Source organism: Streptomyces sp. NBC_01089, assembly GCF_045162975.1.
Classification (GTDB): Bacteria; Actinomycetota; Actinomycetes; order Streptomycetales; family Streptomycetaceae; genus Streptomyces.
Genome location: NZ_CP108660.1, coordinates 1,111,063 through 1,134,077, shown reverse-complemented (window position 1 = coordinate 1,134,077; position 23,015 = coordinate 1,111,063). Strand labels below are relative to the sequence as shown.

The window sequence follows — 23,015 nt, the reverse complement described above, 5'->3', positions numbered from 1 at the left end:
TCCCGCCGGACCGCCCCGCAGCCTCGGCCTGCCGGGATATTCTCGAAATCCGTTTGCAGGCAGGGGAGGAACGATGGGGTCCCGGAAGGAACGCCCGGCCGCCGTACCGCTGCTGGAGCGGGAGAACGAGATCGCCGTGGGCGCCCGCGCCGTGGAGGCGCTGTGCGCGGGGGAGTCCACCGGGGGGCTCCTCATCTACAGCGGTGAGGCCGGCCTGGGGAAGACCGCGCTGCTCGACACGGTCAGTACGCAGGCGGCGGGACGCTGCACGGTCTGGTCGGCCCGTGGCGGCGAGACACTCACCTCCGTACCCTTCCACGTCGTACGCCAACTCCTGCAGCCCGCACTGACGATGCCCGGGATCAGGGACGCCCGCGATCTGCTGGGCGACCGGTACGACATCGTCGGGCCCGCACTCGGCGTCGCCCCGCCCGGCGCGCAGCAGGCCGACCCGCAGGGGGTCCGCGACGGTCTGGAGGCCGTGGCCGCGCGGCTCGGCCGGCTGTTCCGCCCGCTGGTGTTCATCGTCGACGACGCCCAGTGGTGCGATCTGGAGACGCTGGCCTGGCTGGCCTCCTTCACCGGACGCGAGGACGGACCCCCGGTGCTCGTTGTCCTCGCGTACCGCACGGGTGAGGCGGAAGGGGACGCCGCCGACTATCTGCGCGTGCTGGAAGGGGCGGCCAGTGAGAACGTGCAGCTGCGCGCCCTCACCCCGGACGCCATCGCCCAGCTCTCCCGCAGCGCGCTCGGGGCGCACGCCGACGACCCGTTCTGCCGCGAGGTCTGGGCGGTCACCGGTGGCAACGCGTACGAGACCGTCGAGCTGCTCGCCCGGGTGCGGGACGACGCCATCGATCCCGTGGAGGACTCCGCCGGCGCCCTGCGCGCGCTGGGTGCGTCGGCCCGCGGCTCGGGGCTGATCGCGCGTCTGGAGGAGCTGGGCACCGGGGCCACCCGGTTCGCCTGGGCCGCGGGGATCCTGGGGACAGGTATCTCGCTGGGCCTGGCCGGGCGGCTCGCGGGCATGAGCGAGGCCGAGGCCGCCGACTGCGCCGAGCGGCTGCGGACCGCCCGCATCCTGACCGGTACCGACCCGATGGAGTTCGTCCATCCGCTCATCGCGGGCGCCGTCTACCGGGCCGTCCCGCCCGCCACCCGTACCGCGATGCACGGCCAGGCCGCCTGGGCCGTCACCATGGCAGGCCGGGGCGCCGCTGCCGCCGCCCCGCATCTGCTCCAGGTCCACCCGGACGACGACCCCGAACTGGTCGCGCAGCTCAGGGAGGCCGCGGCCGAACACCTCGCGGTGGGTGCGCCCGACGCGGCCAGGCGCTGTCTGGAGCGGGCGCTGGCCGAGCCGCCGCTGCCCACGGTGCGCGCCAGCGTCCTCTACGAGCTGGGCTGCGCCACCCTGCTGACCTCACCGGCCACCACCGTCGGCCATCTGCGGGCGGCGCTCGCCCTGCCGGGGCTCGACGGCGCCCTGCGGGCGGACGCGGTCTTCCGGCTCGCCCAGGCCCTGACGCACAACAACCAGACCAGGGAGGCGGCCGAGGCGGTGGCCGCCGAGGCGGAGCTGACCGAGCCCGGCCCCGCCAGGCGGCGGCTCCAGACCGCGCACTTCCTCTGGGAGGGCGTCCAGGCGGTCGAGGACGACGGCCCCGCGCGCTCCCGCCGCCTCGCGGCGATGACCGACGGCCTGGGCGGCCGGGACAACTCCGAGCGGATCCTGCTCATACTGCGCGCGTTCGACGGCACGGCCCGCGGCGAGAGCGCCGAGGAGATCGTCGAGATCTGCGACCGGGCCCTGGTCAACGGACGGCTGCCCCCGGGCATCGGCTGGACCGGCACCTCCTGGGGGTTCGAGCCCGCCGCGCTCCTCGGCCTCTCGTACGCCTACGCCGACCGGCTCGACCGGGCCGAGAGCCTCTTCTCCGAGGCGCTGCGCTCGTTCGAGGTGTCCGGCTGGAGCGGCGGGCACCTCTCCTTCGCCAACGCGCTCGTCGGCTATCTTCAGCGCAGGCGCGGCCGGCTGGCCGAGGCGGAGACCTATCTGCGGGAGAGCCTGCGCCTGGCGGAGCGGGTGGGCAACGGCCTCCCGATGAACTGGGACGCAGCCTGCATGCTCATCGACACCCTGCTGGCGCGCGGCCATGTCGAGGCCGCGCGCGAGGCGGCGGAGCGGTACGGCTTCGCGCCGCCGTACCCGTCGGCGATCGTCATCCCCGACGCACCCTCCGTACGCGGCAGGCTGCTCCTGGCCTGCGGCCGCACCAAGGAGGCCGTCGCCGAACTGGAGGCGGCGGGCGAGGCGTTGCGCGGGCGCGGCCGGCACAACAGCGTCATGGCGCCCTGGGCGGGCGATCTGGTGCGGGCGCTCGCCACCGAGGACCCGGCGCGCGCGGCGCAGCTGGTGACCTATGTCAGGGACCGGGCCGAGCGGTACGGGACGGACACCGCCATCGGTGAGTCGCTGCGGATCGCGGCCGTCCTGGAGAGCGGTGGCCGCGCCGTGGAGCTGCTCGGCGGGGCCGTCGCCTATCTGGAGGCGTCACCCTGCGCGTACGAACACGCCCAGGCACGGGTGGAGTTCGGGATCGCCGCCCGCTCCGAGCCGGATCTCGTCCGCGGGCTCGCACTCGCCGAGTCCTGCGGCGCCGACGGCCTCGCCGACCGGGCCAGGAACGCCCTGCACCTGCACTGATGCCAAGCTGCCCGCATTCAGGGGCAGTTGGGACATATGTTCGGTCACTCCTCGTGTGTGAACCGCAGCTGACTGTGTAAAACCGGCGAGTCTATTCCTCCGGAACGGCCACCGCAGAAGGTTGGAAGAATATGCCGCCGCGGTGATCTGATCGGGCTACGCTCGCTCATTGTGAGTTGAGATGACATGTATTCATGCACTTGTTCCCACATGTCTTGATAGTTCGATTCTCCCCACCGTCAACTGCCAGAGGGATCACATGGTTCGCGTTGAGGCGCCTCCAACCGATCGGACAGCGCCACTGGTTCGTGCGCTGCTGCTCTCCGTCGTCACGACGTCGGCAGCCACGGCCGTCGGCGCGGTCGCGGTGGACCGGGCCGCCCGGATACCCCTTGTCTGGGCCGGAGTTCTGGCCACCGTCGTCATCGCCGTACTCGTCACCGCACTCGTCCGCCGCGCCTCCACGACCCGTACGCTCCACCGGGCCTACGGCGAGCGGCTGGCGTTCCTGGAGCAGCGGCTCGCCGCGCACGACGCGGAGACCGTACGGCTCGCCAAGGAGCTGATGCCCGCAGCGATCCACCGGCTCAAGCACGGTGAGTCGCCCCTGGAGGTCATGCGCATCCTCGTCGACAACAACGAGATGTACCGCGACCTCCCCTCCGCGCAGCGCGAGATCCTCGCCGCACTGCTGAAGATCGTCGACGACGAGGAGTCGCAGCGCGAGGGCGCGCAGTTCGCGTTCGTCGGCATCGCCCGCCGCGTCCAGGCCATCGTCCACCAGCAGGCCGCGGAACTGCGGGAGATGGAGGAGGCCCACGGCCGCCAGCCCGAGGTCTTCGACGACCTGCTCAGGCTCGACCACGGCAACGCGCTCATCGGGCGTCTCGCCGACAGCATCTCGGTGCTCGGCGGGGCCCGGCCGGGACGCCAGTGGCCCAAGCCCGTACCGCTGTTCAGTGTGCTGCGCGGTGCGATGTCCCGGATCCTGGAGTACCCGCGGGTCGATCTGCACTCCATCGCCAAGGTCGCGATCGTGGGCCCGGCCGTCGAGCCGCTGATCCACGCGGTCGCCGAACTGCTCGACAACGCGACCCGTTACTCGCCGCCGCAGACCCGCGTCCATGTCACCGCGGTCGAGGTGCAGACCGGGATCGCCGTCGAGATCGAGGACGGCGGGGTCAGCCTCAGCGAGGAGGCCCGCAAGCGGGCCGAGGGCATGCTGATCAAGGCGCAGGCCGGCGCGGACCTCAACCACCTGGGCGAGTCGCCCCGGCTCGGCATGGCCGTCGTCGGCCGGCTCAGCCAGATGTACAACCTCAAGGTCGCGCTGCGTCAGTCGGCGTACGGCGGCGTCCGGGCGGTGCTGATCGTGCCCCGCGAGATGATCACCACAGGCCCCGCTCCCGGCATCGCGCACGGGATCGGCGCGGCCGGACAGCCCCGCACCGGAGCGGACACGGACATCGGCGCGTTCGCCGACCGCGTTCCCTCCAGGGCGCCGCGCAAGGCCACCGCGCCGAAGCGGCCCGCCCCGGCGGCGCTGTCGATGGAGGACGACGTACCGGTGGTGACCGAGTGGACCCCGAACGGGCTGCCGCAGCGCCGCAGCCGGCTGCGTTCGTCCTTCGGCTCCGAGCAGGCGGCGCCGCTGCCCGCCCAGGCGCCCGAGCCCGACCCGTACACACCCCTGGCACCCGAGGAGCCACAGCGACCTGAGAAGGAGGAGCCCCAGCCGGGAATCTGGCTGGAGGCATTCACCAAGGCGGCCAACGGAGTGCCGCAGGAGCCGTCGGCCGTCGGAGAGTCCGGCGAGTGGGACAAGGGAGACCTGGCGTGATTCAGCAACTGGGCAGCATGGACTGGATGCTCAAGGAGCTGGCCGACGGCGTTCCCGGAATCCAGCAGATCGTGGTGCTCTCCGCGGACGGCCTGCGGATCGCCCGGCACGGCGGCGACCCGGACGGCGCGGACCGGCTCGCCGCCGCCTGTGCCGGGCTCCAGAGCCTGGCGGCGGCGGTCGCCACCGAGATCCCGGAGAGCGACGGCAGGATGCGGCTCGTCGTCATCGAGATCACCGGCGGGTTCTTCTATCTGATGGCCGCCGGCACCGGTTCCTATCTCGCCGTCCTCACCGACGAACGGGTCGAAGCGGGCCTGGTCGGCGCGCAGATGCGCGACATGGTCGTACGGATCGGCGCCCACCTGGCCAGCCCGCCGCGGCACGACGGGAAGGCCGGATGAATTCGCCGCCCCGCAGAGAACGCCGGACACCGGAGCCGGACTCGGGGGACCCGGAACGGCTCTATGTGATCACCGGCGGGCCGGACGGCGGCGAACGGGCCGCGCTCGACCTGGTCACCATCGTGGTGTCCCGGGCCGAGCCGTCCCCGACCGTCCAGCCGGAACAGGCCGCGATCGTACGGCTGTGCAAGTCACCGCTGTCCGTGGCCGAGATCTCCGCCTATCTGCGCCTGCCGTTCAGCGTGGTGACCGCGCTGCTGACCGATCTCCTCGCGGCCGAACTGGTCGAGTCGCGCGCGCCCATCGTCCGCGCCGCGCTGCCGGACCGGGCCCTTCTCGAAGCGGTGATGCATGGACTCCAGAAGCTCTGACACGATCGCAGGCCCCAGGAGGGAAGACGTACTGCCCGACACGGCCACGGCCGCGGTCAAGATCGTGATCGTGGGCGGGTTCGGGGTCGGCAAGACGACGATGGTGCGTTCGGTGAGCGAGATCCGCCCGCTGACCACCGAGGAGACGATGACCCAGGCCGGGGTCGGAGTCGACGACAACTCCGGTGTGGAGAGCAAGACCGCCACCACCGTGGCGATGGACTTCGGCCGGATCAGCATCAGCGAACAACTCGTGCTCTACCTCTTCGGCACCCCGGGACAGGAACGCTTCTGGTTCCTGTGGAACGGCCTCTTCGAGGGCGCGCTCGGCGCCGTCGTACTGGTCGACACCCGCCGCCTCGAGGTCAGCTTCGACGTGATCGGCCGGCTGGAGGAGCGCGGCGTGCCGTTCATCGTCGCCATCAACACCTTCCCCGACGCGCCGCGCCACCGTCTGGAGGCGCTGCGGGCCGCGCTCGACCTGCCCGACGAGATCCCGATCGTGGACTGCGACGCACGCCAGCGTGCCTCCAGCCGCGACACCCTGATGGCGCTCATGCGCTATCTGCACTCCCTCGCCATGCGACGCGCCCAGCAGCCGTCCGGCCGATGACCCCGGACGCCCCGGCCGTCCCCCGTCCGTACGTATTGGAGTGACCGTGACAACCCCCTTCGACCATCAGCCCGGCACCGGCGCGGCAGTCCCGCCGCCGCAGTGCCCGGCCCACGGGCTCGGGCCCGGCGGGCTGCGGCGGCTGTACGGGACCGAGGCCGAGCAGGACCCGATGGGCCTGTACGAGAAGCTGCGCGACGAACACGGCCCGGTGGCGCCCGTACTGCTGCACGGCGACGTCCCCGCCTGGCTGGTGCTCGGCCACAGCGAGAACCTCTACATGACCCGTACGCCCTCGCTCTTCTCGCGTGACTCACGCCGCTGGCGCGCCCTCCAGGACGGCACCGCGGCCGCCGACCACCCGCTCGCGCCCGTCTTCACCTGGCAGCCGATCTGCGTCTTCGCGGACGGCGCCGAGCACGAACGGCTGCGCGGCGCGGTCACCGACGCGATGTCGCACATCGACACCCGCAGCACCCGCCGCTTCATCAACCGCTACAGCAACCGGCTGGTGAACGACTTCTGCCAGGACGGCAAGGCCGATCTCGTCAGCCGGTTCGCCGAACACCTGCCGATGATGGTGATGTGCCAGATCCTCGGGATGCCCGAGGAGTACAGCGAGCGTCTGGTGCAGGCCGCCCGCGACATGATCAAGGGCACCGAGACCGCCAACGTCAGCAACGCCTATGTGATGGCCGCGCTCGACCGGCTGGTCACCCAGCGCAGAGCCGTGCCGCAGGAGGACTTCGCCAGCCGGCTGATCACGCACCCGGCCGGGCTCACCGACGCCGAGGTGAGCCAGCACATGCGGCTGGTCCTCATCGCCGCGTACGAGACCACCGCGAACCTGATCGCGAACGTGCTGCGCATGGTCCTCACCGACCCGCGGTTCAGGGCCCAGTTGAGCGGCGGCCATATGACCGTGCCCGAGGCGGTCGAGCAGACCCTGTGGGACGAGCCGCCCTTCACCACGATCTTCGGCCGCTGGGCGGTCGGTGACACGGAGCTGGGGGGCCAGCGGATCAAGGCGGGCGACGCGCTGGTCGTGGGGATCGCCGCCGCCAACATCGACCCGGTGGTCCGTCCCGACCCGGCCGCCTCCATGCAGGGCAACCGGGCCCACCTCGCCTTCAGCGGCGGCGCGCACGAGTGCCCCGGACAGGACATCGGACGCGCCATCGCCGATGTCGGCGTCGACGCGCTGCTGATGCGGCTGCCCGATGTGGAACTGGCCCTGGCGGAGGACGAACTGAGCTGGACCGGGTCCCTGATGTCCCGTCATCTGGACCAGCTGCCGGTGACGTTCGCGCCGCGCCCGCCGCAGGACATCATGGTGGCGCCGTCGCCCGCGGCGATGCCGCCGCCCCGCACGGACTGGGAGGTCACCTCACAGCCACCGGCCGCGCCGCCCGTCGTACCTCAGCAGGTGCCCCAGCAGACGCCACCGGCCCAGGCGCCGCCCGTACAGCCGCAGCCCGCAGCGGCGGCGGTGCCGGCCCAGCGCGGTACGGCGCCCAAGCGGCTCTGGCGGACGCTGACCAGCTGGTGGCGCGGCTACTGACCTTCGCGGCTGCTGACGTTCGCGGCTACTGGCCGTCGTCGAGCTGGTCCCACCACCAGGAGACCGAGGCCAGCGGCAGCGGGTCCTGGTCCACCACGGCCGGGAGCTGCTTCCACCAGCCGTCGGGCCCGGTGGAGGGAGCGCCCGGCACGGTGTACCGGGGGCAGACCGATGCCCAGTCCAGGTGGCCGCGGACGAACTGGCCCAACCCGTCGACGTACTGCTGGAGTTGGGGCCCGGCGTCACGCAGCGCACGCTCCCGCAGTCGCATGAAGAGCACCATCACGCGGTCGCGCATCACCACGGCCTCCTGCTGGGCCCGGAGCGCGTCGATGCCGAACTCCTGGGCCAGCACGTCGATCAGGTTGAGATCGTCGTCGGCCCTGAGGAGTTCCTTGTTGCGGGAGTAGAGGTCGTTGTCCCAGCTGACCAGCGTCCAGGTGATCTCGGTCAGCGCGCGTATCCGGGGGTCGTCCAGCTCCTCGTCGGTGAGGGCCAGCCCGCCGGCGATCTCGATCATCGCGGTGGAGGGGGCCATCCCTATGGCCCGCATCCACAGCGTGATGTAGTCGTCGAGGGAGGGGAGGCCGGGGCTGGTGCGCCAGGACGCCTCCCAGACGAGCCCCGAGGTGTAGACGCGCATGGCCTCGGTCCAGCGGCGGAGCTGGGCCGGTGTCGCGTGCTGCGCGAGGTCGAGCCGGATGGACCGCAGGGCGGCCGTGCGGGCGGACTCGCCGGGGGCGGGGGCCGCGTACGGCGCCTCCACCGCGCGCATGATCCGGCCGGTCTCCTGGGCCAGCAGGCCCGCGGTGGCGTAGGACTCGTCGCACAGTCCGTCGTCGAGCGAGAAGAGCACGGCGTGCAGCCGGGCCATCAGCGTCAGTGGCTCGATCCATCCGTACGGCATGGTCGAGGCGGTGAGGCCGCCGAAGTCGCAGAGTGTGAGGCGGCGCCGCTGCTGCTCGTCGGTGTCCATCTCCTGCTCCAGCATCCACCGTACGGTCGCCTCATTGAGTGAGGCCGCCGCGGGGTGTGCGGCGGGTGGCACCGGGCAGTAGAAAGGTGCTGCTGGGAGCTGCTGAACCAGCCGTTGGTGCGGGGCGATGGTCATGATCAGCCTCCAAGTGCGGAATGCCTGACGATGCGCTGGAGCGTATACGCCCACGCCCGATCATTGTTTACCATACAACTAGCAGACGCCTGACCTCAATTGATCAATAATTGTCTTGATTCGAATCTAGCGCAGGTGTGTTCTGCGGTCGATGGTCTGTGGCCAGTCGGTGGTCCGTGACCAGGAGAGGGCGCCTTCCCATGTCCCGTACCGCCCCCAGGATCGTCCAACTGCGCGCCGCAGGAGTGGGACTGGTCGTCGAACTGGCCGCTCCGGTGCCCCGGATCCTGCACTGGGGTGCGGATCTGGGCGCCCTCACGGAGGACGCGTGCGCGGCGCTCGCGCTCACCGCCGACGGCGCCGTCCTGCACAACGCCCCTGATACACCACGGCAGTTCACCGTCTGGCCCACCGAAGCGGACGGCTGGTCGGGCACCCCCGCCCACCAGGGTCATCTGGCGGGCACCGCCACCGCGCCGAAACCCCGCCTCGTCGACGCCCGGGAGAGCGACGGTGAGCTGACCGTCCGCCTGGCCGAGGACACCGCGGGCCTCGGCCTCACCCTCACCTACCGCCTCGACCCGTCCGGGGTGCTCGCGGTGCAGGCCACGGTCGCCCGGCGCCCGGACGCCGACTCCGTCCCGTACGACCTCAGCGCCGTCACCACCCTGCTCCCGCTGCCGCGCAGGGCATCGGAGATCCTCGACTTCACCGGCCGGTGGTGCCGCGAACGGGCCCCGCAGCGCAGGCCGCTCGGCCACGGCAGCCATGTCAGGGAGCAGCGCCGGGGGAGGACCGGCCAGGACGCCCCGTATCTCCTCACGGTCGGGGTGCCCGGCTTCGGCTTCCGCGCCGGCGAGGTGTGGGGCGTCCACATCGGCTGGAGCGGCAACCAGCGCTGGCTGGCCGAGCAGCTGCCCGAGGGCGCCGGGGTGCACGCCTCCGTGCTCGGCGGCGGGGAACTGCTCGCACCGGGGGAGATCCGGCTGGCGCCGGGGGAGACGTACACCTCGCCGGTCTGCTGGTTCGGCTGGTCGGACGCCGGGCTCGACGGGCTCGCCGACCGCTTCCACGCACTGCTCAGGGCCCGCCCCGCTCATCCGACGACCCCGCGCCCGCTGACCCTGAACAGCTGGGAGGCGGTGTACTTCGACCACAGGCCCGAGCGTCTGGTCGCGCTCGCCGACACGGCGGCCGACATCGGGGTGGAGCGGTTCGTGCTGGACGACGGCTGGTTCCTCGCCCGCCGGGACGACACCGCCGGGCTCGGGGACTGGACCGTCGACCCGGCGGTCTGGCCCGAAGGGCTGACCCCGCTCGCCGACCGGGTGCACGCGCGCGGCATGCAGTTCGGGCTCTGGGTCGAGCCGGAGATGGTCAGCCTCGACTCGGAGCTGGCCCGCGCCCACCCCGGCTGGATCCTCGGGCCGAGCGCCGGACTCGGCCCGTCGTCCCGTCATCAGTACCCGCTCAACATCGGACACCCCGGGGCATGGGCGTATCTCCTGGAGTCGCTCGACACGCTCATCACGCGGTACTCCGTCGACTATCTGAAGTGGGACCACAACCGGGATCTGCACGAGGCGGTCCAGCGGGCGGCGGACGGCCGCGACCGGCCGGGTGTGCACGCGCAGACCGAGGCGCTGTACCGGCTGCTCGACGCGCTCAGGGAGCGGCACCCCGGCCTTGAGATCGAGAGCTGCTCCAGCGGCGGTGCCCGTGCCGACCTGGGGGTCCTGGACCGTACGGACCGGGTGTGGGCGTCGGACTGCAACGACCCCGTCGAGCGCCAGGCCATCCAGCGCTGGACCGGGCAGCTGCTGCCGCCCGAGCTGATCGGCTCGCATGTCGGCGAGGCCCGCAGCCACACCACCGGGCGGGTCACGGACAGCTCCTTCCGGCTGCTCACCGCGCTGTTCGCGCACGCCGGGATCGAGCGCGATCTCGCTACCTGCTCGCCGGACGAACTGGCGGAACTGACGGCCTGGGGCGCGCTCTACAAGGAGCTGCGGCCGCTGCTGCACGGCGGACGGGTGGTCCGCGCCGACCTCGACGGCGACGGACCGCTGCTGCACGGGGTGGTGGCACCCGACGTGAGCGCGGCCGTGTACTGCTGGGCGCAGTCGGCCACTTCGCGGGAGGCCCAGCCGGGCCGTGTCGCGCTGCCCGGCCTGGACCGTACGGGGAGCTACCGGGTCTGCGTCAGGACCGAGGCGGGGCTGCCCTCGTTCCGCGAAGTGGCGGCGCCCGCCTGGGTCACGGCCGCCCTGGACGGCTGGGTGGCGCTGCCCGGACCCGTGCTCAGCGGAGCAGGGGTGCCGATGCCGGTGCTCGATCCTGGGCAGGCCCTGCTGATCGAGGTACGACGGGTGGCGCCGGAGCGGCCGGTGACTGCGGCGCGGTCTGCGGCCGGAGCGTGACGGTGGGCGGTAGCTCGGGCCGCGCGGATGTCCGCGGCAGGGCTCGCGGCTCCGCCGCGGTCTGCGGCTCGGTGGCGGACAGCGTCGGGGGCGCGGCCTGCGGCTGAACCGCGGCCGCCGCCGACGCGGTCGCCCGGGTGAGCAGGACCACGCCCCGGGCGGCGGCCACCGCCCCCACCGCGGCGAGCAGGATTCCGACCGCCCCGCCCTGGAGACGTTCGCCCAGCAGCGCCAGACCGATCACCGACGCGGCGACCGGGTTCGCGAGTGTGACCATGGCGAGCGGGGCGCCGAGGCCGCCGCGGTACGCGGTCTGCGAGAGCAGCAGCCCGCCCACGGCGAAGGCCGCGACGAGCAGCGCCACGACGGCCGTCCGCCAGCCGACCACCGGACCGTGCGAGTGATCGGTGACCGAGACCGTCACGGTCTGGGTGAGCGCCGACGCGACGCCCGAGACCAGCCCGGACGCGGTGGCGAACCGCAGACCGGGGCGGGCACCCGGCCGGCCCGCGCGCCGGACGAGCGCGGCGACCAGGGCGAGTGCGACCGCCGCGATCCCCAGCGCTTCGGGCAGCGAGAGGGTCTCGTGCGGAGGGGTGCCCCCGGCGGCCAGCAGCAGCGCGGCCAGCCCGAGGAGTGTGAGGACGGTGCCGCGCCACTCGGTCCTGGCGACCCGGCGCCCGGCGAGGTGGGCGCCCAGCGGCACGGCGGCGACCAGGGTGAGCGCGCCGAGCGGCTGGACCAGGGTGAGCGACCCGTATTTCAGCGCCGCGACATGCAGGACGGCGCCGGCCGCGTTGAGGCCGACCGCCCACCACCAGGCGCCGTGGCCGAGCAGTCGCAGCAGGCCGGACCCGGGCTTGGTACGGGAGGCGAGGCGCTCCTGCGCGACGGCGGCCGTGGCATAGCCGACGGCGGACAGCAGCGAGAGGGCGACAGCGGCCAGCGTGGCGTTCACCGGCGCGCTCCACGGACGGCGAGCGCGCGGGCGGGCGCGGAGAGGAACCGGACGCGGGCCGCGCCGGGGAACACCGTGAGGGCACTCATCACCCCGACCCCTTTGCATTGCGTAACAGGAAGCACGAGGTGGGCCCGGGGAGCCGGATCCCACCACTAACGAAACAACAGTGTACCGATACGGAGACGTATCGGTACACCAGCGTATCGGTACACTGGCGTATCGGTACGATGAAGTTCCGATGCTGCTCGTCACACCGAGAGGGAGAGCTCATGCCGCCCCAGGACTCCGCGACACCGTCATCGCGCTCCAAGATCACACCGGAGCGTGAGCAGGAGTTCTACGCGGCGGTCCTGGAGCTTCTCCGCGAGGGCGGCTACGACGCGCTGACCATGGAGGGCGTCGCCTCGCGTTCGCGCTGCGGCAAGTCCACGCTCTACCGGCAGTGGGGGAACAAGCCGCAGCTGGTGGCCTGCGCACTGCGTGGCACCCGTGGCGGAAATCTCACCAGCATCGACACCGGTACGCTCGCGGGGGACCTGCGGGAGGCCGCCACATCGCTGGGGGCGCACTCGGGGCGAGACACCCCGCTGATGCACGCGCTGAGCCACGCGGCCCTGCAGAACCCGGAGCTCCTGGAGGCGCTGCGCGAAGGGCTGGTCGAACCGGCGGTCGCCGCGATCGACGCGATGGTCGCCCGCGCGGTGACCCGGGGCGAGGTCGCAGCGGACAACCCGGCCCTGGAGTTCGTGGCGCCGCAGCTGATGATCGCGATGCGGATCCGGCCGATGCTGGAGGGCCACTACGGTGATGCGGAGTATCTGCGCCGCTTCGTCGACGGCGCTGTACTCCCCGCGCTGGGGCTTGCGGGGAGCCGGGAGCGGGAGCTCCCGAAGGTGCCCGACCCCGCGAGTCCGGTCTGACGCACACCGGGAGGCCCGGCGGCTGAAGCCACCGGGAACCGAAGACTGGCGGCCGTCGCCGAGCGGATGACGGCGGACCGCCTGCGCCGCACCGTGGGGACGGGGGCGGCGCGCCCCTCCGCCCGGAGCCGGCCCGCACAGCGGCCGGCTCCGGGCGGCGCAGGGGCGGCCGGGCGCCGGGCCGGTCTACTGTCCGGCATGTCCCGCACCGCTCCGGTCCAGATCGAGCTGGTACTCGATCGTCCGGTGGGTCGGTGTGTAGCCCAGTGCGTCGTTGACGGCCCGCATGGGCAGGTTGTTGTCCGCGGTGTCGGTGAGCAGCCCGCCGAGCAGCGGGTGGCGTTCGCGGGTGCGGCGGATCGACTCGGCCTTCATCCAGTACGCAAGTCCGCGCCCGCGGTGCCCCGGCAGTACACCGGTGCCGTAGTGCTGGGCGTCGCCCGTCCCGTCGCCGGGGACGACCAGCTCGGTGAAGCCGGCGATCGAGCCGTCCGACTCGTCCACCGCCGCCACCGTGTACAGCAGATCGCCCCGATCGCGGACGGCCGCGGCGGCCTCCCTGACCCGGTCCGCGTCCCAGACCACGGTGCCGTAGTCCGTGTCGCCCATCGGCATGTCGTCCATCGCGCGGTGGGCCGCGGCGAACGTGTCGGCCAGCTCGTCGGGGACGGTTCCGTCCCAGGCCAGCAGCCGGTAGCCGGGCCGGTCCCGGGCGGCGGCCGGAGCGGACAGATCGGTTCCGGCGAGGTCGAGCCGGGTGAAGGTGAGGCCCAGCACCTCGCGGAAGCCCCGGCCCGCCAGGAACACCGCCCCCGCGGAACCGGCCCCGGCCTGGGCGATGACGGTGCTGCGGCCGTCCTGCCTGGCGGCGTCCACGGCCGCTTCGAGCAGCCGCGATCCCGTCCCCCTGCGCCGCCCGGCCGGGTGCACCTGGAGTTCCAGCTCGCCGAGATGGTCCTGGCCCGGCCTGGTGAACAGCCGCAGGAACAAGGAGCCGACGGGGTTGCCGTCCGCGTCGGACGCCAGCCAGACCAGTCGGCGGCTCGACGCGCTGCCGGCCGGATCGGTCAGCGGGGTGAGGCGGACGGACAAGGTAACTCCAGGGCCGGGGCGCAGGGTTGCGGTGCGAGGGGCCCGGTGAACGTAGTCAGCGGGCCGCACCCGCGGCAAGCGGATATCGGCCGGTACGGGAGCCGGGGCGCCGCCGGGTGCCGGGGGCGGGCAGAATGCTGGCCATGTCCCGACGTACTCCCCGGCCCCAGAAACCCCGGCAGGCGCAGCTGACCCGGCCGCCGGCCGCGGACTCGCCCTGCCCCTGTGGTCTTCCCGCCCCGTACGGCCAGTGCTGCGGCCGCTTCCACAGCGGGCAGGCGGCGGCCCCCACCGCCGAGGCCCTGATGAGGTCCAGGTTCAGCGCGTTCGCCGTCGGGGACACCGCGTATCTGCTGCGCAGCTGGCACCCGGAGACAAGGCCGCCCCGCGTCGACCTCGACGCGGGGCAGCGGTGGGGGCGCCTGGAGATCCTGGCGACCACCGGGGGCACCGCCTTCCACACCACCGGAACCGTCACCTTCCGCGCCCACTTCACCAGCCGGGGGAAGCCCGGTGAGCTGTGCGAGCACAGCCGGTTCGAGCGGTACGAGGGCGCCTGGGTGTACGTGGACGGAACCGTCGACGGGCCGGACGACGGCGACAGCAGTGGCAGTGGCGGTGCCGGTGCCGGTGGCGCGCAGGGGTGAGCCTGCGGTCGGCGGCCCGGTCAGCAGCCGAAGTCGACCTGCTTGAACGTGACGTAGTGGTCGGCGGTGTAGTAGTCCTCGGCGGACTTCTCGCCGGTGATGATGCGGCGGGCCCCACGGGTCGAGCTGCCGGGGGTCTTCACCGTGTACTCGTGGTAGTAGCCGGTGGACTGTGCGGGCAGGACGCCTTCCCGGTTCTGGAAGACCACCCCGTCCTGGGAGTACGGGAACGGGCCGTTGGTCTTGATGAGGTCCAGCGTGTCGTGGGCCTGGGACGGCAGGGCGCCGTAACAGATGGTGCCGCTCACGGAGGCATGGGCTTCGGTCGCGAGGAACACGGTAGGCGTGACGACGATCGCGGTGGCGATGCCGACGGCGGCAGCACGGGTGCGCAACGCGCGTAGAGTGATTCGCATGGGTCCAGGATGAAGGCGCAGGGAGCCCAGCGGAAGAGGGGTGATGAACCGTCACTTCCGCTTTACCCGGAGGCAATTGACCTCCACTGAACTTTCACCCCATACGCGCGCACCGGTCGGCCGCCGTGTGATTCCGGGGCGCGTCCGGGGGTGTCCGGGGGGCGCGTGAAGCTCCGCTGTGGCCCCGCTTAAGAAATCCTCGATGGACTTGGCGGGCCGCGGCTCGGCAGATTGGTGGCCTGCCCACCGAACCGCGAACATCACCGTCACGCCTGGAGCCGCCGCGATGAAGGCCCTTGTCAAGCAGCATGCCGAGCCCGGGCTGTGGCTCCTGGACGTCCCCGAGCCCGAGGCGGGCCCCGGCGACGTACTGATCAAGGTGGCGCGCACCGGGATCTGCGGCACCGACCTGCACATCCGGTCCTGGGACGGCTGGGCGCAGCAGGCCGTCGGGACGCCGCTGATCCTGGGCCACGAGTTCGTCGGCGAGGTCGCCGACGTCGGCGCCGATGTCACCGACATCGCCGTCGGTGACCTGGTCAGCGGTGAGGGGCACCTCGTCTGTGGCAAGTGCCGCAACTGTCTCGCGGGCCGCCGCCACCTATGCCGCTCCACGGTGGGCCTCGGCGTGGGGCGCGACGGCGCGTTCGCCGAGTACGTGGTGCTGCCCGCGTCGAACGTCTGGGTGCACCGCACCAAGGTCGACCTCGATGTCGCCGCGATCTTCGACCCGTTCGGCAACGCCGTGCACACCGCGCTCTCCTTCCCGCTGGTCGGCGAGGACGTACTGATCACCGGCGCGGGCCCGATCGGCATCATGGCGGCGGCCGTGGCGAAGCACGCGGGGGCGCGCAATGTCGTGATCACCGATGTCAGCCCCTACCGCCTGGACCTGGCCCGGAAGGCCGGAGCGACCCTGGCGCTCAATGTCGCCGAGAGCGGCATCGCCGAAGCGCAGCACAGCCTGGGCCTCAAGGAGGGCTTCGACATCGGCCTGGAGATGTCGGGCCGGCCCGAGGCCATGCGCGACATGGTCGACAACATGACCCACGGCGGCCGCATCGCGATGCTGGGGCTGCCCGCCGAGGAGTTCGCCGTCGACTGGGCGAAGATCGTCACCTCGATGATCACCGTCAAGGGCATCTACGGCCGGGAGATGTTCGAGACCTGGTACGCGATGACGGTGCTGCTCGAAGGCGGCCTCGACCTCTCGCCCGTGATCACCGGCAAGTACGCCTACCAGGACTTCGACGCCGCCTTCGACGAGGCCGCCGGCGGCCACTGCGGCAAGATCATCCTCGACTGGACGGCCTGACCCGGACCTCTTGACCCGGACCTCCTGACCCGAACACCACAAGGAGCACCCTGATGTACGAGTCCGTCCGCGACGGTCTGCGCGCCACCCTCGACGAGATCACCGAAGCCGGTCTCTTCAAGCCCGAGCGCGTCATCTCCACCCCGCAGAGCGCCGCCGTCGGCGTCGCGTCAGGCGAGGTCCTGAACTTCTGCGCCAACAACTACCTGGGCCTCGCCGACCACCCCGACGTGGTCGCCGCCGCCAAGGACGCACTGGACCGCTGGGGCTACGGCATGGCCTCCGTCCGCTTCATCTGCGGCACCCAGGACGTCCACAAGCAGCTGGAACAGCGCCTGTCGGACTTCCTCGGCCAGGAGGACACGATCCTCTACTCCTCCTGCTTCGACGCCAACGGCGGTGTCTTCGAGACGCTGCTCGGCCCCGAGGACGCGGTCATCTCCGACGCCCTCAACCACGCGTCCATCATCGACGGCATCCGCCTCTCCAAGGCCCGCCGCTTCCGCTACGCCAACCGCGACCTCGCCGACCTGGAGCAGCAGCTCAAGGCCGCGGCCGACGGCGGCGCCCGCCGCCTGCTGATCGTGACCGACGGTGTGTTCTCGATGGACGGGTACGTCGCCCCGCTCGCCGAGATCTGCGATCTGGCCGACCGCTACGAGGCGATGGTCATGGTCGACGACTCGCACGCCGTCGGCTTCGTCGGCGCGGGCGGCCGCGGCACCCCGGAGCTGCACGGGGTGATGGACCGGGTCGACATCATCACCGGCACCCTCGGCAAGGCGCTCGGCGGGGCATCCGGCGGTTACGTCGCCGCCCGCGCCGAGATCGTCGCCCTGCTGCGCCAGCGCTCCCGCCCGTACCTCTTCTCGAACTCACTGGCCCCGGTGATCGCCGCCGCCTCGCTGAAGGTCCTCGACCTGATCGAGTCCGCCGGTGAGCTGCGCGAGCGTCTCGACGCCAACACCCGGCTGTTCCGTACGAAGATGACCGACGCGGGCTTCGAGATCCTCCCCGGCGACCACGCCATCGCCCCGGTGATGATCGGCGACGCGGCCGAGGCGGGCCGGATGGCCGAGCTGCTCCTGGAGCGCGGGGTCTATGTGATCGGCTTCTCCTACCCGGTGGTCCCGATGGGCAAGGCGCGCATCCGGGTCCAGCTCTCGGCCGCGCACTCCACCGCCGACGTGGAGCGGGCCGTGGCGGCGTTCGTCGACGCACGGGCGACAATGGCAGGGTGATCGACCCCCGCCGCCTGCGCATTCTGCGGGCCGTGGCGGACCACCGTACGGTGACCGCCGCGGCCGCAGCGCTCTATCTGACCCCTTCGGCCGTCTCCCAGCAGCTCGCCGCCCTGGAGCAGGAGACCGGCCACGCGCTGCTGACCCGCAGCGGCCGTGGGGTCCGGCTGACGGCCGCCGGTGAGATCCTGCTCACCCACGCGCACGCCGTACTCGCCCAGCTGGAACGGGCCGAGGCCGAGCTGGCCGCCTACGCGGGCGGCGTATCCGGCGAGGTGACCGTCGCCGCCTTCGCGACCGGCATCGCCGAGGTGCTCGCCCCGGCCGTCCGCACCCTCGCCGAGCGCAGCCCCGGCATCCGGGTCAGGGTCAGGGACTCCGAGGGGGACGAGAGCCTCACCCTCGTCCTGGACGGGGAGGCCGACCTGGCGCTGGCCGTCGAGTACCGCGGCGCGCCCCGCGCGGACGACCGCAGGCTCGCCAGGGTGCCGCTGTACGCCGAGCCCTTCGACGCCGTGCTCCCCGCGTGCGACCCGCTCGGCCAGGGCCCGCACGTCACCCTCGCCGAGCTGGCCGACCGGGAGTGGATCGGCCCCTATCCGGGCAACCCCTGCCACGACGTGGTGCTGCTCGCCTGTGAACGTGCCGGGTTCGAGCCCCGTCTGGTGCACTCGTCGGACGACTTCAGGGCCGTCGTCGCGCTGGCCGGCGCGGGCGCGGGGGTCGCGCTGGTGCCGCGCTCGGCGCTGCGCGGGATGGAGCTGAAGGACACGGTGGTCCGCCCGGTGGAGGGCCCGGCCGCGACCCGCCGGGTGTTCGCCGCCGTACGCCGTGGTGCCGAGGACCATCCGCTGTTCCGGCCGCTGCTCGACGCGCTCGTCGCCGCGGCGGCGGGAGTGACCACCGGCTGACCGGCCGCACACCGGGTCCGGTGCGCGGCCGCGCCCCCCTGCCCAGGGCCTCGGACGGCCTGGCCTCAGAGCGTCGGCTCCTCCGTGAAGACGAAGCCGAACTCGGCCGGAGCCGCGCGGAGTCGGTGTTCCGGAAGGACGCCGGGCCCGCAGGACTGCGAGCCGATGCCGTGCTGGGCGTGGTCGAGGTTCACCCAGACCTCCCGGTCGGCCGGGCGCAGATCCGTGCGGTGCTCAGCCGCGTCCAGCTGCTCGGTCGTCCAGCGGCGCGCCGTAAACCAGAACTCCGGGTCGCCCGCCACGCGTACGCCCCCGATCGCGGCCCACCTGACGTCCGCCCTGGCACCGTTCTCCTGCGGGCGCACGTACGGCGTCTGCAGCGCGTCCACCGATGACTCCCACCGGCCGAGCCTGGACGCGGCCCGGGTGTCCGGATACGCCTCGCCGGGGCCGCCGCCGCACCACACGGCCGAGTCCGCGCCGTCCGGCAGCGCGAAACGGATGCCGAGCCGGGGGAGCGGCACCGCCCACGCGCCCTCGGGGGTGACGGACACCGTGAGCCGCAGCCGGGCCCCGTCGCTGGTCCAGCGGTACACGGTGACCAGCCCGATGTCCCGGGCCGCGGGCGCCACCCTGGTCCGTACCGTCAGCGCGGTGCCGGACAGCTCCACGGCGTCCAGGCGGTGCTGCATCCGGTGCAGGCCGACCTCGCGCCAGAGCTGTCCGCTGCGGGCGCCGGTCACCGGGTCCGCGCCGTTGTCGTTGTCCGTCGGCGCCCGCCAGACGTCCAGCCGCAGGTCCCGTACAGCGGTGTCCCCGATCGCCCGCAGCTCCCCGGTGCGCGCGTCGAAGGCCGCCGGGCCGAGGGTGACCAGCTCCCCGGCGCGGCGCGGGCCGCCGCTCTCCGGTACGGCCACGGCAGCCCGCTGTCCGGGCGCGGCGGGCAGCTGGGCCCAGGCCACCTCGTGGCGGGTGCCGTCGGCGAGCAGAGCCCGCACCGTCCAGTGGCTCTCGGCGGCGTCCTGGCCGGTGTCGGGCGGGGCGGGGAGCGGCACGTCGGCCCGCTCGCCGGGTGCCAGCGGCGGTACGTCCAGGACGCCGCTGCCCAGGGTCTCGCCCGCCGCCTCGTACGACCACTCGAAGAGGAGGTGCGAGAGAGTGGTGAAGTCGTAGCGGTTGAGGACACGGACCGTTCCCGCCGTCCCGCCCGCGTCGATACCGACCGGCTCGATGACCTTCTTGTACTCGGCGAGCGCGGGGGATGGGGTGCGGTCGGGGAACAGCAGCCCGTCGCAGACGAAGTTGGCGTCGTGCAGTTCCTCGCCGAAGTCACCGCCGTAGGCGTAGCCGAGCACCGGGTGGGTCAGCCCGTGGTCGATCCACTCCCAGACGAAGCCGCCCTGGTTGCGCCGGTGGGTGTCGAAGAGCTGCTGGTACTCGGTGAGGCCGCCGGGGCCGTTGCCCATGGCGTGCCCGTACTCGCAGAGCACGAAGGGGAGTTGGCCCCGCCGCGGCGGGCCGCCGTCCTCGCCGCGGCCGATGGCGGCCACCTCGGCGTGCGAGGCGTACATCCGGGAGTACATGTCGGTGTCCGCGCAGGACGGGTCGCCCTCGTAGTGGATGAGCCGGTCCGGGTCGCGCTCCCGGATCCAGCCGGCCATCGCGGAGAGGCCGCGGCCGGTCCCGCACTCGTTGCCCAGCGACCAGACGATGACCGAGGGGTGGTTCTTGTCGCGCTCCACCATGCGGGCGGCCCGGTCGATGAGCGCCGGGGTCCAGCGCTCGTCGTCGACCGGATTGTCCCGCCAGCCCTGCTCGGTGAAGCCGTGGGTCTCCAGGTCGCATTCGTCGACGACCCAGAGCCCCAGCTCGTCGCAGAGCCCGAGGAAGTCGGGGTGCGGCGGATAGTGGCTGGTGCGTACGGCGTTGATGTTGTGCTGCTTCATCAGCGTCACATCGGCCCGCATGGTCTCCAGGTCCAGTGTCCGGCCGGTGTCCGGGTGGAACTCGTGGCGGTTCACCCCGCGGAAGAGGATCCGCCGCCCGTTGACCTCGATGACACCGTCCTCGACCCGGACCGTGCGGAAGCCGATGCGCAGCGCCACCCGCTCTCCCGCGCTGGCCAGTTCACCGTCGTACAGGCGCGGGGTCTCCGCGGTCCACGGCTCGACCGGCACCGACACCTCGGCACCGGCCGCGAGGTCGACACCCAGCTCCGGTACGGTCACCCGGCCCGGCACCGCGCTGTCCACCCGCAGGGTCCCCCGGCCCGTCAGATGGTCGTAGGCGGCGTGCACGAAGAAGTCCCCGGCCGCGCCCTCCGGGCGGTGCAGCAGGGTGACGTCGCGGAAGATGCCCGGCAGCCACCACTGGTCCTGGTCCTCCAGATACGAACCGGACGACCACTGGTGGACGCGTACAGCCAGCACATTGCCGCCGGGCCGCAGCAGCGCGCCCACCGCGAACTCGTGGGGCAGCCTGCTGCCCTTGAACTCGCCCAGCTCCGTGCCGTTCAGCCAGACCCGGGCACACGACTCGACCCCGTCGAACCGCAGCACCGCGTCACCGGACGGCTGCCACCCCTGCGGCAGGTCGAAGGTGCGCAGATGGTCGGCGGTCGGGTTGCGGGTCGGTACGCGCGGCGGGTCGACCGGGAACGGATAGAGGTGGTTGGTGTAGATGGGCGCACCGTGTCCCTGGAGGACCCAGTGGCCGGGGACCGCCACCTCGTCCCAGCCGCTCGCGTCGTATCCGTCGGCGGCGAACGAGGCGTCGGCGGTGCCGGCGGTCGGCGAGAGCCGGAAGCGCCACTTCCCGTTCAGTGACAGTGTCATGGCGTCGGAGCGCGCGTACCGGGCACGGGGTGGCAGGGCGCCGCTGCCGGGGGACACGTCCTCGTAGTACGGGGTGCTCACGGGGGTGTTCGCCCGGGTGCCCATCGGGGCGCTCGTCGGGGTGTTCATCGGTGCAGGCTCTCCTCGCTGTGGTGGTCTCCCGGCCGGTGCGCGTCAACGCACCGCCACCGGGCCTGCGTTGTTCAGGCGTCGCCCAGCAGCGGCGCCAGGAAGGCGTTGGTGAACTTGGACCGCGGGTCGAACTCCCCGACCAGGCCGCGGAAGTCCGCCATCCTCGGATAGAGCGCGGCCAGCCGCCCGGCCGGGACGGTGGACAGCTTCCCCCAGTGCGGACGCGCGGCGAACGGCTCAAGCCGCTCTTCGAGCAGCCCCAGCACCGGCAGTACGGCCGCGGTGTCCTTCACCCAGGTGAAGTGCAGCCCGACCGTGTCACGGCCGTAGGACGGGCTCAGCCACAGGTCGTCGGCGGCCATCGTCCGTACCTCGCAGACCTGCAGCAGCGGGGCGAGCACGTCCCGGACCGCGTCGACGGCGTGCAGCGCGGCGAGCCCGTGGCGCCGGTCCACCAGATACTCCGACTGGATCTCCTCGCCCGAACTCGGCGTGAACTCGGCCCGGAAGTGCGGCAGCCGCTCGTGCCACGGCCCCGGCACCCCCTGCTGCTCGGTGCAGTGCACGGGCGGCATCCCCGCCACGGGGTGCACCGGGCCCGGCGCCTCGGGCGCCCAGGGGAACCCGGGCTCGTGGCCCGCCGCGTACTTGAGCCACACCTGGCCGAAGCGCGGGCCGCGCCAGTCGGTGAAGAGACTCACGCTGTACGCGGCCGATGTCACCGCGTCGAAGTGCTCGTCCAGGACCGACAGCGGCAGCCCGGTGCGGACCCGCTGCGCCAGTTCGAAGGCGGGCACCAGATCGAGGGTGAGCGAGGTGACCGCGCCGAGCGCGCCCAGCGAGACCACCGCACCGGCGAACCGCTCGCCGTCCCGGTCGCGGCCGAGCGTCCGCAGCTCGCCGTCGGCGGTGACCAGTTCGAGCTCCCTGACCGCGGTGGCCAGCGAGCCGAGCGCGGCCCCCGACCCATGGGTGCCGGTGGCCACCGAGCCCGCCACGGAGATGTGCGGGAGCGAGGCCATGTTGGGCAGGGCGAACCCGTGCGTGTGCAACTCCCGGGCCAGCTCGGCGTACCGTACGCCCGCCGCGACCCGGACGGTCGACGCGGCCCGGTCCACCTCGATCTCCGGGGGCAGCCCGGCCACCGATACCAGTGTGCCGTCGGTGTCCGCGAGGGTGTTGAACGAGTGGCCGCTGCCCAGTACGCGCACCCGGGCGGAGCGGGCGACGAGCCGGCGCAGTTCGTCGAGGGTGGTGGGCCGGTCGATGCGCTGTGCCGTGAAGGCGATGTTCCCCGCCCAGTTCGTCAACATGCCCGGGATGTTAATCGCAGGTCGGGCGGCACAGCAGGGGTGTTGGACGGGACATTGTGCGGGGGCGTGTGCCCGGTGCCGCCGTTCCTGGCGGGGCGGTGGTGACTGTACGGGGCGGTGGCAGGCGTGCGGGGCAGTGACAGCGGCATGGGGCAGGGTGCAGCCCTACGCGTCAGGGGGCAGCCCTACGCGTCAGAGGCGGCCGT

Annotated in this window: 18 protein-coding genes; 12 read left to right on the top strand and 6 right to left on the bottom strand. The window is 72.6% G+C overall.

Annotated elements, in window-relative coordinates:
* Positions 1–73 precede the first annotated feature (73 nt).
* The 6 genes from OG510_RS05005 (at position 74) to OG510_RS04980 (ending at position 7,496) form a co-directional block, all read left to right on the top strand.
* Positions 74–2,707, top strand: a complete 2,634-nt coding sequence (locus OG510_RS05005; protein WP_406135491.1) for an ATP-binding protein — start codon at positions 74–76, stop codon at positions 2,705–2,707.
* A gap of 259 nt (positions 2,708–2,966) precedes the next feature.
* Positions 2,967–4,547 carry an ATP-binding protein gene (locus OG510_RS05000; protein WP_406135490.1) on the top strand — a complete coding sequence of 527 codons (1,581 nt, stop codon included), beginning with the start codon at positions 2,967–2,969 and terminating at the stop codon, positions 4,545–4,547.
* Positions 4,544–4,951 (top strand): roadblock/LC7 domain-containing protein, encoded by a 408-nt coding sequence (locus OG510_RS04995; protein ID WP_164266482.1) that lies wholly within the window; start codon positions 4,544–4,546, stop codon positions 4,949–4,951. Before OG510_RS05000 ends, OG510_RS04995 begins: the two co-directional genes overlap by 4 nt.
* The gene (locus OG510_RS04990) at positions 4,948–5,322 is read left to right on the top strand and encodes a DUF742 domain-containing protein (protein ID WP_164266481.1); all 375 of its coding nucleotides are present in this window, start codon (positions 4,948–4,950) and stop codon (positions 5,320–5,322) included. Before OG510_RS04995 ends, OG510_RS04990 begins: the two co-directional genes overlap by 4 nt.
* Positions 5,303–5,935, top strand: coding sequence for an ATP/GTP-binding protein (locus OG510_RS04985; RefSeq protein ID WP_164266480.1), 633 nt, complete (start codon positions 5,303–5,305; stop codon positions 5,933–5,935). The genes OG510_RS04990 and OG510_RS04985 overlap by 20 nt, the downstream gene beginning before the upstream one ends.
* Positions 5,936–5,981: 46 nt before the next feature.
* Positions 5,982–7,496, top strand: coding sequence for a cytochrome P450 (locus OG510_RS04980; protein ID WP_406135489.1), 1,515 nt, complete (start codon positions 5,982–5,984; stop codon positions 7,494–7,496).
* Positions 7,497–7,521: 25 nt separating this feature from the next.
* Here the strand turns inward: OG510_RS04980 and OG510_RS04975 are convergent, their stop codons facing one another.
* Complete coding sequence (locus OG510_RS04975; RefSeq protein ID WP_406135488.1) at positions 7,522–8,607, bottom strand: terpene synthase family protein; 1,086 nt, start codon at positions 8,605–8,607, stop codon at positions 7,522–7,524.
* A 200-nt stretch (positions 8,608–8,807) separates the two neighbouring features.
* On the opposite strand from OG510_RS04975, the gene OG510_RS04970 reads away from it, so the two are divergent.
* Positions 8,808–11,027: an alpha-galactosidase gene (locus OG510_RS04970; RefSeq protein ID WP_406135487.1), complete on the top strand. Its 2,220-nt coding sequence runs from the start codon at positions 8,808–8,810 to the stop codon at positions 11,025–11,027.
* Here the strand turns inward: OG510_RS04970 and OG510_RS04965 are convergent.
* Entirely contained in the window at positions 10,909–11,985 is a 1,077-nt protein-coding gene (locus OG510_RS04965; RefSeq protein WP_406135486.1) for a DMT family transporter, read from the bottom strand. The two genes, OG510_RS04970 and OG510_RS04965, sit on opposite strands and share 119 nt — an antisense overlap.
* Positions 11,986–12,257: 272 nt before the next feature.
* Here OG510_RS04965 and OG510_RS04960 point away from each other — a divergent pair, with 272 nt between their 5' ends.
* Positions 12,258–12,908, top strand: a complete 651-nt coding sequence (locus tag OG510_RS04960; protein ID WP_406135485.1) for a TetR/AcrR family transcriptional regulator — start codon at positions 12,258–12,260, stop codon at positions 12,906–12,908.
* Between the two features lie 186 nt (positions 12,909–13,094).
* Here OG510_RS04960 and OG510_RS04955 read toward each other — a convergent pair whose 3' ends face one another.
* Entirely contained in the window at positions 13,095–14,000 is a 906-nt protein-coding gene (locus tag OG510_RS04955) for a GNAT family N-acetyltransferase (protein ID WP_406135483.1), read from the bottom strand.
* 143 nt (positions 14,001–14,143) lie between these two features.
* On the opposite strand from OG510_RS04955, the gene OG510_RS04950 reads away from it, so the two are divergent.
* Complete coding sequence (locus tag OG510_RS04950; protein WP_406135481.1) at positions 14,144–14,647, top strand: YchJ family protein; 504 nt, start codon at positions 14,144–14,146, stop codon at positions 14,645–14,647.
* Between the two features lie 20 nt (positions 14,648–14,667).
* Here the strand turns inward: OG510_RS04950 and OG510_RS04945 are convergent, their stop codons facing one another.
* Entirely contained in the window at positions 14,668–15,063 is a 396-nt protein-coding gene (locus OG510_RS04945; RefSeq protein WP_406135480.1) for a ribonuclease domain-containing protein, read from the bottom strand.
* A gap of 286 nt (positions 15,064–15,349) precedes the next feature.
* On the opposite strand from OG510_RS04945, the gene tdh reads away from it, so the two are divergent.
* From tdh to OG510_RS04930, 3 genes are read left to right on the top strand one after another with little or no spacing between them, the layout of a single operon-like run.
* The gene (gene tdh / locus OG510_RS04940) at positions 15,350–16,378 is read left to right on the top strand and encodes an L-threonine 3-dehydrogenase (RefSeq protein WP_406135479.1); all 1,029 of its coding nucleotides are present in this window, start codon (positions 15,350–15,352) and stop codon (positions 16,376–16,378) included.
* A gap of 53 nt (positions 16,379–16,431) precedes the next feature.
* The gene (locus OG510_RS04935) at positions 16,432–17,619 is read left to right on the top strand and encodes a glycine C-acetyltransferase (protein ID WP_406135478.1); all 1,188 of its coding nucleotides are present in this window, start codon (positions 16,432–16,434) and stop codon (positions 17,617–17,619) included.
* On the top strand, positions 17,616–18,530 hold the full coding sequence (locus tag OG510_RS04930; RefSeq protein WP_406135477.1) for a LysR family transcriptional regulator: 915 nt from the start codon (positions 17,616–17,618) through the stop codon (positions 18,528–18,530). Before OG510_RS04935 ends, OG510_RS04930 begins: the two co-directional genes overlap by 4 nt.
* 65 nt (positions 18,531–18,595) lie before the next feature.
* Here the strand turns inward: OG510_RS04930 and OG510_RS04925 are convergent, their stop codons facing one another.
* Both OG510_RS04925 and OG510_RS04920 read right to left on the bottom strand, forming a co-directional pair.
* A complete protein-coding gene (locus OG510_RS04925) occupies positions 18,596–21,493 on the bottom strand; it encodes a glycoside hydrolase family 2 TIM barrel-domain containing protein (protein ID WP_406135476.1) in 2,898 nt (965 codons plus the stop codon).
* A gap of 74 nt (positions 21,494–21,567) precedes the next feature.
* Positions 21,568–22,809: an FAD-binding protein gene (locus OG510_RS04920; protein ID WP_406135474.1), complete on the bottom strand. Its 1,242-nt coding sequence runs from the start codon at positions 22,807–22,809 to the stop codon at positions 21,568–21,570.
* Positions 22,810–23,015 lie beyond the last annotated feature (206 nt).